General features: G+C 69.5%; 11 protein-coding genes. 3 read left to right on the plus strand and 8 right to left on the minus strand.

Annotated features, from left to right (window positions below; genetic code table 11):
- Window positions 1–10 precede the first annotated feature (10 nt).
- From ftsX to prfB, 3 genes are all read right to left on the minus strand, one after another.
- Window positions 11–925, minus strand: a complete 915-nt coding sequence (gene ftsX, locus HF576_RS18250) for a permease-like cell division protein FtsX (protein ID WP_168914244.1) — start codon at window positions 923–925, stop codon at window positions 11–13.
- Window positions 922–2088 (minus strand): cell division ATP-binding protein FtsE, encoded by a 1167-nt coding sequence (gene ftsE / locus HF576_RS18255; RefSeq protein WP_168914245.1) that lies wholly within the window; start codon window positions 2086–2088, stop codon window positions 922–924. The genes ftsX and ftsE overlap by 4 nt, the downstream gene beginning before the upstream one ends.
- 67 nt (window positions 2089–2155) lie before the next feature.
- A complete protein-coding gene (gene prfB, locus HF576_RS18260; protein WP_168914246.1) occupies window positions 2156–3265 on the minus strand; it encodes a peptide chain release factor 2 in 1110 nt (369 codons plus the stop codon).
- A gap of 26 nt (window positions 3266–3291) precedes the next feature.
- Here prfB and HF576_RS18265 point away from each other — a divergent pair, with 26 nt between their 5' ends.
- Window positions 3292–4593 carry an MFS transporter gene (locus HF576_RS18265; RefSeq protein ID WP_168914247.1) on the plus strand — a complete coding sequence of 434 codons (1302 nt, stop codon included), beginning with the start codon at window positions 3292–3294 and terminating at the stop codon, window positions 4591–4593.
- Between the two features lie 19 nt (window positions 4594–4612).
- Here HF576_RS18265 and HF576_RS18270 read toward each other — a convergent pair whose 3' ends face one another.
- Window positions 4613–5587, minus strand: a complete 975-nt coding sequence (locus HF576_RS18270) for a helix-turn-helix domain-containing protein (RefSeq protein ID WP_205835397.1) — start codon at window positions 5585–5587, stop codon at window positions 4613–4615.
- 118 nt (window positions 5588–5705) lie between these two features.
- On the opposite strand from HF576_RS18270, the gene HF576_RS18275 reads away from it, so the two are divergent.
- A complete protein-coding gene (locus HF576_RS18275; protein WP_168914248.1) occupies window positions 5706–9563 on the plus strand; it encodes a S8 family serine peptidase in 3858 nt (1285 codons plus the stop codon).
- A gap of 151 nt (window positions 9564–9714) precedes the next feature.
- Here the strand turns inward: HF576_RS18275 and HF576_RS18280 are convergent, their stop codons facing one another.
- Window positions 9715–10539 carry a serine protein kinase RIO gene (locus HF576_RS18280; protein WP_205835398.1) on the minus strand — a complete coding sequence of 275 codons (825 nt, stop codon included), beginning with the start codon at window positions 10537–10539 and terminating at the stop codon, window positions 9715–9717.
- A 196-nt stretch (window positions 10540–10735) separates the two neighbouring features.
- Here HF576_RS18280 and HF576_RS18285 point away from each other — a divergent pair, with 196 nt between their 5' ends.
- On the plus strand, window positions 10736–11089 hold the full coding sequence (locus HF576_RS18285; RefSeq protein WP_168914249.1) for a hypothetical protein: 354 nt from the start codon (window positions 10736–10738) through the stop codon (window positions 11087–11089).
- Between the two features lie 30 nt (window positions 11090–11119).
- On the opposite strand, the gene HF576_RS18290 is transcribed toward HF576_RS18285, so the two are convergent.
- The 3 genes from HF576_RS18290 to HF576_RS18300 are packed head-to-tail and all read right to left on the minus strand — an operon-like array spanning window position 11120 to window position 12403.
- A complete protein-coding gene (locus HF576_RS18290; protein ID WP_343234342.1) occupies window positions 11120–11557 on the minus strand; it encodes a pilus assembly protein TadG-related protein in 438 nt (145 codons plus the stop codon).
- Window positions 11554–12027 (minus strand): TadE family protein, encoded by a 474-nt coding sequence (locus HF576_RS18295; protein WP_168914250.1) that lies wholly within the window; start codon window positions 12025–12027, stop codon window positions 11554–11556. Before HF576_RS18295 ends, HF576_RS18290 begins: the two co-directional genes overlap by 4 nt.
- Window positions 12002–12403, minus strand: coding sequence for a TadE/TadG family type IV pilus assembly protein (locus tag HF576_RS18300; RefSeq protein ID WP_168914344.1), 402 nt, complete (start codon window positions 12401–12403; stop codon window positions 12002–12004). The genes HF576_RS18295 and HF576_RS18300 overlap by 26 nt, the downstream gene beginning before the upstream one ends.
- Between the last annotated feature and the right edge of the window lie 6 nt (window positions 12404–12409).

Below are 12409 nucleotides of genomic sequence, written 5' to 3' on the forward strand. Positions count from 1 at the left end.
GCGCCATGCGTCACGCGCGCAGCCAGCGCCGGATCGCGAAGCCCGCCGACAGGGCCGCCAGCGCGACACCCACGAGGATGATGGCGGGAACGACGAGCCACGCCTCCCCCATGCCGACCCACGTGGTCACGAACTCGACACGGTTGCGCAGGTATTGGTCGACACCGAAGTGCACGCCGGCGATGACCGCCGCGCTGGCCAGCAGAGACCCGATCAACGCCGCGAACACGCCCTCGAGGATGAACGGCGTCTGGATGAAGCGGTTGGATGCTCCCACCAGGCGCATGATGCCGAGCTCTCGCCGGCGCGCATAGGCCGACAGCCGGATGGTCGTGGCGATCAGCAGCACCGCGGCGACGAGCATGAGCGCAGCGATGCCGACCGCGATGTACGTCGCGATCGTGAGTGCCGAGAACAGCGGTTCCAGGTACTGCAGTTCGTCCTTGACCTCTTCGACGCCCTGCATCCCTGTGAACGCTTCACTGATGACGTCGGACTGGCGATGATCGACGAGGTTGATCCAGAACGTCTGGTTCATCTGGTCGGGCGTGATGACGCTTGCGTAGTCCTCGCCGAGCAGCTCGACGACGTTCTCGTAGGCCTCCTGGCTGCTCTCGAAGCGCAGGTCGCGGATCAGAGGAGACAGCGCCTCCCCCTCGAGCTGCTCACGCACCGCGGTGACCTGCTCCTCGGTCGCGACTCCCGCCGCGCACGTGTCGGTCTGCGAGATCGAGGTGCACATGAAGATCTGCACCTGGGCGCGATCGGCCCAGTAGTCCTGCATCTTGCCGATCTGCATCTGCATGAGGATCGCGGCACCCACGAACGTGAGCGACACGAACGTCACGAGCACGACCGACACGACCATCGAGAGGTTGCGCCGCAGGCCCGTGAAGGCCTCGGACATGATCAGACCGAACCTCATGACGTGGGCCCCACTTCGTCGTCAGGATCGGTCTCGCCCAGGCCCAGCCGGTCGGCGAGCCCGAGTTCGGCGACGTCGATCTCGGCAAGGTCGGCGACCGGGATCGGCTGGGTGTGACTCGGCGTCGCCGGCGCGACGGGAGCCTCGGGCCGAGGCGGCTCGGCGGTGCGTTCCTCAGCGGGTTCGGCGACGGGATCGGATGCCGGTGACGCCGGCGGCACGGGTCGCCCGGCATCGGCGGGCTCGGGCTCGGGCTCCGGGCGCTCCGGTACGAGGCGGGGCTCGGCAGCGCTCGCGCGCGGCGCAGCGGCGAGGGCTGCGGCATCCGTCATGTCATCGTCGTCGGCGTCGACGACCGTGGGATCCAACCCCGCTGCCGCCGCCAAGGCGGCTTCGCGCTGCACCTCGAGCACGGCCGTCAGCGCGGCCACGGCGGCGGCACCGCGTTCTGGCTCGGGCGCGAGGCTCGGCAGGCCCGACGTGTCGCCGTAGCCGCCGTGCCGCTCGTCGCGCACCATCTCGCCGTAGCTCAGCTCGATCACGCGTCGCTGCATCTGGTCGACGAACCCCGCCTCGTGCGTCGCCATCACGACCGTCGTACCACCGGCGTTGATCCGCGCCAGCAGCTGCATGATGTCGACCGAGGTGCCAGGGTCGAGGTTTCCGGTCGGCTCGTCGGCGAGCAGCACCTGCGGGCGGTTCGCCAGGGCACGGGCGATCGCGACACGCTGCTGCTCACCGCCGGACAGCTCGTGCGGGAACCGCTTCTCTTTGCCTGCGAGGCCGGCAAGCGCCAGCACCTCGGGTACGGCCTGCTGGATGAACGCCCTCGACGAGCCGATCACCTGCAGCGTGAACGCCACGTTCTGGAAGACCGTCTTGGTCGGCAGCAGCCGGAAGTCCTGGAAGACCGCGCCGACGTGACGGCGGAAGTAGGGCACCTTGCGGTTCGACAGCGTGCGCAGGTCGCGCCCGAGCACGATGACGCGCCCCTCGGACGGCGTCTCCTCCCGCAGGATCAGGCGCAGGCAGGATGACTTGCCCGAGCCGGACGCTCCGACGAGGAACACGAACTCACCGCGCTGCACCTCGAAGTCGACGTTGCTCAGGGCAGGCTTCGCGGTGCCGCGAAAGCGTTTCGTGACGTTCTCGAACCGGATCATGGCCTAACGAGCCTATGCGGATGCCCCGCCCGACCCGCCTGCGACACCCGGTGCCGAGGCATCCGGATCAGTCGTCGGTCTTGCGCTTGCGCCACCGGATGCCCGCGGCGATCAAGCCGTCGAGATCGCCGTCGAAGACGACCGCGGGATTGCCGACCTCGTAACCGGTGCGCAGGTCCTTCACCAGCTGCTGGCCGTAGAGGAAGTACGAACGCATCTGGTCGCCCCAGCTCGCGGTGATGACACCGGCGAGCTCCTTCTTCTTGGCCGCCTCTTCTTCCTTCTTGAGCAGGAGCAGGCGGGTCTGCAGCACGCGCATGGCCGCGGCGCGGTTCTGGATCTGGGACTTCTCGTTCTGCATCGACACGACGATTCCGGTCGGGAGGTGCGTGAGGCGCACGGCCGAGTCCGTCGTGTTGACGGACTGGCCGCCCGGACCGGAGGAACGGAAGACGTCGACGCGTAGGTCGCCCTCGGGGATGTCGACCTCGACGGCCTCTTCCATCACCGGGATGACCTCAACGGCCGCGAAGCTCGTCTGACGCTTGTCTGCCGAGCCGAACGGGCTGATCCGCGCGAGCCGGTGCGTGCCGGCCTCGACCGACAGCGTGCCGTACGCGTAAGGAGCGTCGACCTCGAACGTCGCGGACTTGATCCCAGCGCCCTCCGCGAAGGACGTGTCGAGGACCTTCACCGGGTACTTGTGGCGCTCGGCCCAGCGCAGATACATGCGCATCAGCATCTCGGCGAAGTCGGTCGCGTCATCGCCACCGGCGCCGGAGCGGATCGTGACGACGGCAGCACGATCGTCGTACTCGCCGTCGAGGAGTGTCTGCACCTCGAGCTGACCGATGATGTCCTCGAGCTCGGCGATCTCGTGGCGGGCCTCCTCGGCGGAGTCCTCGTCGTCCATCTCGTTGGCGAGCTCGACGAGCACGTCGAGGTCGTCGAGGCGCTGCTCGACATCGGTGATGCGCTTGAGCTCGGTCTGGCGGTGGCTGAGGGCGCTGGTGACCTTCTGCGCCTTCTCGACGTCGTCCCAGAGATTGGGAGCGCCGGCCTCCTCGCTCAGACGCGCGATCTCGGCGGTGAGTGCGTCGACGTCGACCACGGACTTGATGTCGGAGAACGTGGAACGCAGCGCCTGGATGTCGGCGGAAGGATCGAAGTCGAGCATGACACTCCAGACTAACGTGGTTGGACATGGCCGATCGTCCGGACTCCCCCACCGCACGTGACGTGCTGTGGCGGTTCGGGCCGATGGTGTACGGGCCCACCGTCCTCTTCGCGCTCGGCGAGGGCGCGGTGCTGCCCGTCATCCCCGTGATCGCGGCCGATCTGGGCGCCGACCTCGCCGTGGCGGCGCTGGTCGCGTCGGCGCTGGTGGTGGGCCAGCTGTGCGGCAACATCCCCGCAGGCTGGGCGGTGGCCCGCATCGGCGAGCGCCTCACGATGGCGCTCGCCGGTGTCGTCTCGCTCGCGGGCATCCTCGGAATGGCTCTCGCACCCTCTCTCGGGCTGTTCGCCGTCGCCGTGTTCCTCATCGGGTTCTGTGCCGCCGCCTTCGGGTTGGCACGCCACTCCTTCATGACCACGCGAGTGCCGTTGGCGTTCCGCGCACGGGCACTGTCGCTGCTGGGCGGGACGTTCCGTCTCGGCATGTTCGTCGGCCCCTTCGTCGCCGCCGCACTCATCGCCGTCTTCGGCGACGAGCACGTCACGATCTGGTTCTTCGGGATCTGCCTCGTCGCGACGATCCTGCTCGTGCTGCTCGGACCCGACCCCGAGACGCACTTCCTGCCGTCGACCGCGACACGGGATGCCGCCGACACGGCCCTCGCCGAAGACACCGGCGAGCCGGTCACAGGCACGATTCCGGTGCCGTCCCGGCGCACGCCCCGCACCGGCGTGTTCCGCACCATGTGGCGTCACCGCGACGTGCTCTCGCGGCTCGGCCTGGCCGCGGCATCCCTCTCCGCCGTCCGCTCGGCGCGGCAAGTCGTCCTTCCCCTGTGGGGAGTTTCGATCGGGCTCGACGCCCAGACGATCGCCCTCGTCGTCGGGGTCTCGGGCGCGATCGACTTCGCGCTGTTCTACGCCAGCGGCCAGGTCATGGATCGCTTCGGCCGGCTGTGGGCCGCGCTTCCCGCGATGCTGCTGATGGGCGTGGGATTCATCGCGCTGTCCTTCACGCACGACACCGACCAGTCCGCGATGTGGTTCGCGATGTTCGCGGCTGTGCTCGGGGTCGGCAATGGCCTCTCCAGCGGCATCCTGCTGACCCTCGGGGCCGACGTCGCACCCAAGACCGACCCGGCGCCCTTCCTCGGCTCGTGGCGCACCCTCACGGACGCCGGCGGCGCGGTCGCTCCGCTGCTCGTCTCGGCGATCGCCGCGACCGCGACGCTCGCCGTCGCGAGCGGCGTCATGGGAGCGATCGGACTGGTCGGCGCCCTCGCGTTCGTGCGATGGGTTCCGCGTTTCGTTCCGCGCGCTCGGGGCTGACGAGGTCCCTGCGGGCTGCTCAGACCCACTCCCTGCGCACGGCTTCGGCTCCGAGCTGCATGCGCGTGGTCACACCTGCGATGTCCATGAGGTCGGCGACCCGACGCTGGACCGTGCGCAACGAGATTCCCAGCTGCCCTGCCGCTGCGGCATCCGTCACTCCCATGAGAAGAAGGTGCAGCAGATCGCGGTCGATGTCTTCGGCGACAGGGGCGGCGGCCAGCGGCAGGAACTCCGTCGCGGCGCGCCAGTACTCCTCGAAGATCGACACGACGAGATCGAGCAGGCCGCTGGGGTGGATCAGCAGCGCGCCGAATCCGTCGTCCTCGCCCTGCGAGTGCATCGGCACGAGCGCCATCTGATCGTCGGCGATGAACATGCGGGTCGGGAGCGTCGGAAGGACGCGGATCTCCTCGCCGATCTGCGACATGTCTCGCGCCGCCGCGAGGAAGCCGGGGCGCTCGAGCACCGCGCTCTCGACGATGACGCGATAGCGCACGCCGCGCGCGAGAGCCCGATCCTCCTCGATGTTCTCCTCCCCGCTGAGCAACGCGATCTCGTTCAGCACCAGCACTCGCACCTGCGTGGTCGAGGCAGCCTGAAGCTGGGCGACACGCTGCCGGACCGCGTCGTCGCCGATCACCACGTCGACCACATCGGCGACGCTGCGCTGCTCCGCCGAGCGGCGGTACAGGTCGCTCAGCTCGAGGAGTGCCTCGTGCGCCCGGCTGATGCCGCGCTCGCGCTCGAGGAGCAAGGGGCGCAGGGCGATGTTGGGTGGGGATGCCGTGAATCGATCGCTGCTCGCCGCCTGACGTGCGAGCAATCCGAGGCGCTCGAGCTCATCGACGATCGGCTGCACGCGTGGCAGCGACATGCTGAGGCTGCCGGCGATCTCGGCGGTCGAGGCGGACGGCTGCTGCAGCACCCGCCGGTAGACGGCAGTGTGTGCCTCATCGAGTCCGAGTGCTTCGAGCACAGTGACCTTCCCCATGCGTCCATCGTCGCCTGCGCGGCATGGCGGATGGTGGCCATGGCATTTCTCCGCCACCACTCTAGGCCCGCGGGGGACGATGCTCGATATCGACCCCTACCCCCAGAGAGGCTCACGCATGTCACGACCCCAGCCCATCGGCCGCCGCGTGCGCCCGAGCGTCGCCGCCACAAGCGGCCTCGCGATCGGCATCGCAGGCATCGGCCTCGCCACGCTTCCGGCGACCGCCGTCACCGATGTCGACGGTCCCCCCGCCCCCGCCGCGGCGGTCGCCGGCAGTTCTCACTCCGTCACGCTGATCACCGGCGATCGCGTCACGGTGACCGACTTGTCCGACGGCACGCACACCGTCGACGTCGAGACGGCCGTGCCCGGCGCCGGCGTCCGGACGTATCAGGTGGGCGACGAGCTGCACGTGGTGCCCGACGCTGCACTGCCCTACCTGGCCTCCGATGCACTCGATCAGGACCTCTTCAACGTCTCGCTGCTCATCGAGTTCGGCTACGACGACGCGTCGGTGGATGCGACGCCCATCATTCTGGAACAGGATGCCGACACCGCTCGCGCTTTCTCTGCACCCGCGCCGGGTCTCGAGGTGCAGGCCGAGCTGCCCAGCATCGGCGGCGCCGCCGCGACCGTCGGGCACGCCGAAGCCGCATCGGCGTGGAGCGCGCTGACTGCGCCGAGCGCGCGCTCGTTCTCAGCCGCCCCTGCGCTCGCGAACGGCATCGAGGCGATCCACCTCGACGGCAAGGTGAAGGCCTCGCTCGACGGGAGCGTCGGTTACATCGACGCCCCCGAGGCATGGGCGGACGGCTACACCGGTGACGGCGTGACGGTGGCCGTGCTCGACACCGGATACGACGACACCCACCCTGATCTGCAGGGTCGCATCCTCGCCGGCTCGCAGAGCTTCGTGCCCGGCGAAGGGGTCGCCGACGACCCCAACGGTCACGGCACGCATGTCGCCTCGACCGTCGCAGGCACCGGCGCCGCCTCGGACGGCACGCACCGTGGCGTCGCCGACGGCGCCGATCTGCTGATCGGCAAGGTGCTGGGTGCGGACGGCTACGGACAGGACTCCTGGATCATCGACGCCATGGAGTGGGCCGGCCAGAACGCGCCGATCGTGTCGATGAGCCTCGGGTCGATGTCGCCGTCCGACGGCAAGGACCTCATGGCGGAGTCGCTGAACCAGATCGCCGAATCCACCGGCGCCCTGTTCGTGGTCGCTGCAGGCAATGCGGGTTCGCCCGAGTCGATCGGCGCCCCCGGGTCCGCTGCACAGGCCTTCACGGTCGGCTCGGTGGATGACCCGTCCGGTGCGCTGTCGTACTTCACCAGCCAGGGTCCGCTCTCGCGCTCCGGTGCCCTGAAGCCCGATGTGACCGGCCCCGGCAACGACGTCACCGCTGCGCGTTCGGCGGACAGCGGCGGCGAAGGCGCCTACATCGCGATGAGCGGCACGTCGATGGCGACGCCGCACGTCGCGGGTGCCGCGGCGATCCTGCTCAGCGCGAATCCGGACTACACGACGGAGCAGCTGAAGGCCGCGCTGGCCAGCACCGCGACCGACCTCGGGTACACCGCGTACCAGGGCGGCACCGGGGTCATCGACGTGGACGCCGCGCTCGAGGCTCCCGTCGTGGCATCCGGTTCCGGCGATTTCGGCATGCTGATGTGGGGCGAGGAGCCGACGCCGGTCGAGCGCGCCATTGAATACACCAACCGCACGGATGCCGAGATCACGGTCGCGCTCACCGCGACGCTGACCGACACCACGCCCGGCGGCGACGCGGCACCTGGTCCGTTGTCAGCCGGCATCGCGTTCGACGCGTTGACGCTCGGAACGGACACGCTCACGATTCCCGCGGGCGCAAGCGCGACCGTCACCATGACCGTGGACCCGGCAAAGGTCCCTGCGGGCACGCAACTGTCGGGTGCGCTCGTCGGGTCAGTGGACGGCGTGGCCGTGACGCGCACGGCGCTCGGCACGATCGCCGAGGCCGAGCGCTACGACCTCACCATCACGGCGACGGACTTCGAGGGCAACCCCGTGAACGCGTACGCGATGGTGTGGGATGCCGCGGCCCAGTGGGTCGAGCCGGTCCTCGTCGAAGGCGAGACGACGCTGCGCCTGCGGAAGGGCGACTACTCGGTCATGTCGTACATGGACGTCAATCGGACGCCGGACACGCTCGCGATGGTGCTGACGGGTGACCCGAAGCTTTCGCTGACCGAGGACTCGACGGTGGCGCTCGATGCCCGCGCGGCCGAGGAAGTGACGGTCGACGTCGGACGTGACGACCTCGAGCAGTCCTTCGCCCGCATGGACTTCCAGGCCGACGAGTTCACCGCGAGCGCGATGGTGCCCGTTCTCGTCGACGAGCTGTGGGCTCAGCCCATGAAGGTCGACGACGCTGAATTCGACTTCACCACGCGCTGGCGCCTGTGGGAGCCGATGCTGACGGTCGCGGCCGGCAAGAAGCCGCTCGACATCGTGCTCCAGGTCGGATCGACGTTCCTCGACGGCGAGATCAAGGCTGCAGCTGTCGATGCCGGGCAGGGAACCGTCGACGAGATCGCCGCGGCCGGCGTCGAGGGAAAGGTCGCTGTCGTGACGCGCTCCGAGACCGTGACGCCCGGACAGGCGGCCGCCAACGCGGCATCCGCCGGTGCGAAGCTGCTCATCCTGGTCAACGACGCGGACGGCGAGCTGAGCACCTGGGTGGGTTCGGACGACTTCGAGTCCGACGCGCCCATCGCGGTCGCCGCCGTCAGCGGCGTCGAGGGCCGTGAACTGCTCGCGCAGATCGCGAACAAGAAGGTGACCGTCACCGCAGTCGGCGACGAGTACGCAGACGTGGTGTACGACATCGCCCGCTACAGCGAGGGCGAGATCCCGCAAGACCTGGCCTACGCGCCCGCGAACCTGACGCGCATCGATACGACCTACCACGGTCAGACCGAGCTGCTCGGCGAGTTCCGGTACGACTTCGTGCCCGGCGCGCAGTACGGGGCGGGGTACTTCATGATCGCCGAACGGGGAGTGACCCGGGAGGAGTGGGTGAACACCGAGGATCTGCGCTGGAACCAGGGCGTCGGCGTGGAGTCCGTCCGATGGGAGATGCGCGACATCCTCCGCACGTACGAGCCCGGCCAGGAGCTCGAGGCCGAGTACTTCGGCGGGATCGTGCGTCCCTACGTCGGACTCGGTTACTGGGTGCCCTACCGTGTGTCGGACTACGCCCAGATCAACGTTCCGAGCTGGGCGGACGGCGGCAGCGCCGACCACACCGGCGCGTTCGACACCTGGATGGAGCCGGCGACGGTGCAGCAGCTGACGGACGTGTACATCGACGGTCGGCTGGTCAAGCAGGCAAGCGCCCAGGGTGCGAGCCTGTACGACTTGCCCGACGGCGAGCAGGACTGGCGCGTGGTGAGCACCGCGACCCATGACGGAGCGCACCTCACCGGTTCGACGAGGACCGTCAGCGAGTGGACCTTCCGTTCGGCCGGGCAGCTCGGCGACTGGGAGAACCGGCTCCTGCCGATGATCCAGGCGTTCTACGACGTCGACGTCAACGCCGAGAACCTCGTGGGTGAGGGACGACGCAAGGGCTCCAGCATCCCACTCGGTCTCGAACTGGGCCACGTCGCCGGCACGGTACCCGCCGGCGCGATCACCGACGCCACGCTCGAGGCCCGTACCGCCGGGGGCGAGTGGGTGCCGGTGTCCCTCGCACCGGCCACCACGGACGCCCCGACCGGACCGGTCGAGGGCGACGGCGACATCTTCGTCACGTCTCGCGCGTGGGTCAGCGGGTACGCCGCTCAGATCCCGGTGTCCGACAAGGGCGGCTGGGTCGACCTGCGGGTGACGGCGACGGATGCCGAGGGCAACACGTTCTCACAGGAGATCGAGAAGGCGTTCCAGGCGACGCCCGTCAAGGGCGGCGGCAACGGCAGGGGCTGATCCCACTCGCCACCGGCAGGGGCTCCATCCGCTTCGGCGGGTGGAGCCCCTGCCCCGTCTCCCCCGCCTCCCACCGCCCTGTCGTCCGTCGCAAGCGGCCGTGACCCGGCGAATCGGAGTGGCCACGTGCGACGGTTCGATGCCGCGCGGGTCACCACATCGCGGCGACGAGGTCGGCGAACACGGACTCGGGGTCGTTGTCGAGGCCACGGCGCGCGAACCACGTCGAGACGTTGATGACATCGCGGTACATGAAGTCCATGCCCTGCGGGTTGGCGGCGACATCCACGATCTGCGGCAGATCGATCACCACGATGCGGCCGTGGTGCTCGAGCAGGTTGTACGGCGACAGGTCGCCGTGCGCGAACCCCGCGCGAGCGAACGCCGTGAGGATCTCGACGACTTGGCGGTACGCATCGGCGAGCTCCCCGCCGTGCAACCGCGACTGCGCGAGCCGCGGCGCGGCCGCGCGCCCGTCGCCGATGAACTCCATCAGCACCTCGGTGTCGCTCACCTGCACCGGATAGGGCACCGGCACGCCTGACCGCCAGGCGAGCGACAGCGCCGCGAACTCGCTCGCCGCCCAGTGCCCGGCGGCCACGGAGCGGCCGTGCGCCGATTTGCGGCCGACCGCGCGCACGTCGCGCGTGTTGCGCATCACGCGCCCCTCCTCGTAGCTTCCGGAGCGGTGGAAGTCGCTGTGATGCGTGCTGCGGTAGCGCTTCGCCGCGAGCAGGGTGCCGGTCGTGCCGGGAACCGCGCGCTCGATCAGGTAGAGGTCGGCCTCCTTGCCGGTCTTGACGATGCCGAGCTCGGTGTCGAAGGCGCCGGCCTCGGTGACCACCCATTCGGGATACGGCAGCGGTCCGCGCTGGGTGGGAGAGGATGCCGGCCAGGTGGTCCAGCGTTGATCGGGCCCCGGCTCGAGAAGCGGGCTGTCCGAAGGAAACGTTGCGTCGAAGCGCAGAGATGACATCGGGGAAGACTCCAGTGACTGGAGGCCGCCGATCTCAGTGGGTGCGGGCGGCCTCGCGGGAAAGGGAACTGACGCGAGACATGGCGAAGACAGCCATCGTGTTCCTCCTTCCGGTCGGGGTGCGGCGCACCGGTGCGGCGTTCACTCTAGCGACATTCCGCTCCCGCGCACCAGCGGTCGCGCTACCTTCGTGCACATGAGCGGATCGGATGCGACCGGCGGTGGTGTCGTCCGCTTCTGCCGCAGTCGCAGCGCGGGTCGTCGCTGCACGCGGCCGCTCGGGCACCCCGGGCTGCATCGCCATCGCACGATCATGTGGACGGATGCCTCTGCCGACCCACCGCGATGCCCGGGCTCCGGCGAGCCGGGCGAGCCGGCCGCTCGCCTGCCCGACGGCTACCCACACGGCCGAGCGCTGTGCGCGCGCTGCCAGCGGTTCGTGCCCCTCGACGGTGCCGGACGACTCGCCGAGCACGACACGACGGATGCGCTCGAAACGGATGCCGAGGCCGGCAGCCGACGCGAGTGGTTCAACCTGCACGGCTGGTGACGGGCTGGATCGTTCGACAAACCGTACGTGTCAGCGCAGCGCGGTACGACTCGTGGCGGTCGCTTCGAGCGCGACGCCGTCGGGCACGAACAGCGTGACGACGGGCGGATGCCATGTGCCTGCGACCGTCACCCGCGCCGAGACGCCGTCGGGCGTCTCGGCCGATAGGAGCACCGCGTCCCGGCCGACCTCGGCGACCATCAGTTCCGCCTGCCGTCGGACTGCCGCATCCGTCAGGGTTGCGAGCGGTGCACCGTCGACCACTGTCACCTCGAAGCCATCCGCCGCAGCGAGGGCGGCAGCATCCGCCAGCGCATCCAATCGCTTCTGCGACAGGTACAGGCTCGTCGCGGCGACGCAGATGAGGATCGCGACGAGCGCGAGCACCGCGTAGCCGAGGGTCAGGATCAGGATGCTGCCCTCGTCGTCCTGTCCGTGCTCGGCGCGGGAGTCGCGCACGCGTGTCACGACGCCCCCCAGAATCGCGAGACCTTGTGTGCTGCCGATCCCTCCACCGGGATCGACGCGATCTGGTCGAGGCCCAGCACGGGCGGCACGAGCGGCAGTGTCACGGCGCTGCGAACGGTCACGATCAGCGTTGCTCCGGCGGCGGGGCACGACACGCCTGCCGGCCGGCACGTGATATCGACGTCGACGTCGTCGAGTCCGTACTCGTCGCGCACCGAGGAGAGAACGCGTTCGGCTCGCGCGTCGGCATCGGCGGCGTCGACCGCGGTCGAGATCGCGCGCGCGAGGTGCCGCGCCCCGGCCTCGGCGCCGAGAGACTGCTGCTGGATCGACCCGAGTGCGACGACGAGATAGACCAAGGGCACCAGCATCAGCAGACCCACGAGGATGAACTCCAGTGCTGCAGAGCCCCGATCGTCCGCGCGGTCCGGGTCGGCATCGGTGTCAGTCGAACGACTCGATGGGCGCATGGGCGATCACCTCCATCGATCTCGGAGACCCGAGCAGGCCGACCAGCGGCAGGGTCGCGGCAACCCGCACCTCCACCGCGGCGTGCCCGAGGTCGGTCGTCTCGCGGACGCTCACATCGGCGGCGTATTCGGCACCGATGGTCCGCGTCACGATGTCGCGCGTGCGCGCTGCTCCCTCATCGAGCGACGTGTCGGCCAGCGCCGCATGGTAGGCGCCCTCGACCGCAGCATCGTGCACGACGTTGCGCACGTACACGGCGAGGCCGAACTGCAGCACACCGAGCGTCAGCACTGTCAGGAGTGTGCCGACCAGCACGAACTCGACCGGACTGGAGCCCTCTTCATCCCTGCCCGCCGCCGCGAAGCGGGCACGCAGGCCCGT

It is taken from the genome of Microbacterium salsuginis, assembly GCF_012524205.1.
In the GTDB taxonomy this organism is placed as follows: domain Bacteria; phylum Actinomycetota; class Actinomycetes; order Actinomycetales; family Microbacteriaceae; genus Microbacterium; species Microbacterium salsuginis.

What these genes read in the sequence shown, in the direction of transcription:
- ftsX (WP_168914244.1), bottom strand. Translation starts at nt 925, where the DNA reads ATGAGGTTCGGTCTGATCATGTCCGAGGCCTTCACGGGCCTGCGGCGC.
- ftsE (WP_168914245.1), bottom strand. Translation starts at nt 2,088, where the DNA reads ATGATCCGGTTCGAGAACGTCACGAAACGCTTTCGCGGCACCGCGAAG.
- prfB (WP_168914246.1), bottom strand. Translation starts at nt 3,265, where the DNA reads ATGCTCGACTTCGATCCTTCCGCCGACATCCAGGCGCTGCGTTCCACG.
- HF576_RS18265 (WP_168914247.1), top strand. Translation starts at nt 3,292, where the DNA reads ATGGCCGATCGTCCGGACTCCCCCACCGCACGTGACGTGCTGTGGCGG.
- HF576_RS18270 (WP_205835397.1), bottom strand. Translation starts at nt 5,587, where the DNA reads ATGGGGAAGGTCACTGTGCTCGAAGCACTCGGACTCGATGAGGCACAC.
- HF576_RS18275 (WP_168914248.1), top strand. Translation starts at nt 5,706, where the DNA reads ATGTCACGACCCCAGCCCATCGGCCGCCGCGTGCGCCCGAGCGTCGCC.
- HF576_RS18280 (WP_205835398.1), bottom strand. Translation starts at nt 10,539, where the DNA reads ATGTCATCTCTGCGCTTCGACGCAACGTTTCCTTCGGACAGCCCGCTT.
- HF576_RS18285 (WP_168914249.1), top strand. Translation starts at nt 10,736, where the DNA reads ATGAGCGGATCGGATGCGACCGGCGGTGGTGTCGTCCGCTTCTGCCGC.
- HF576_RS18295 (WP_168914250.1), bottom strand. Translation starts at nt 12,027, where the DNA reads ATGCGCCCATCGAGTCGTTCGACTGACACCGATGCCGACCCGGACCGC.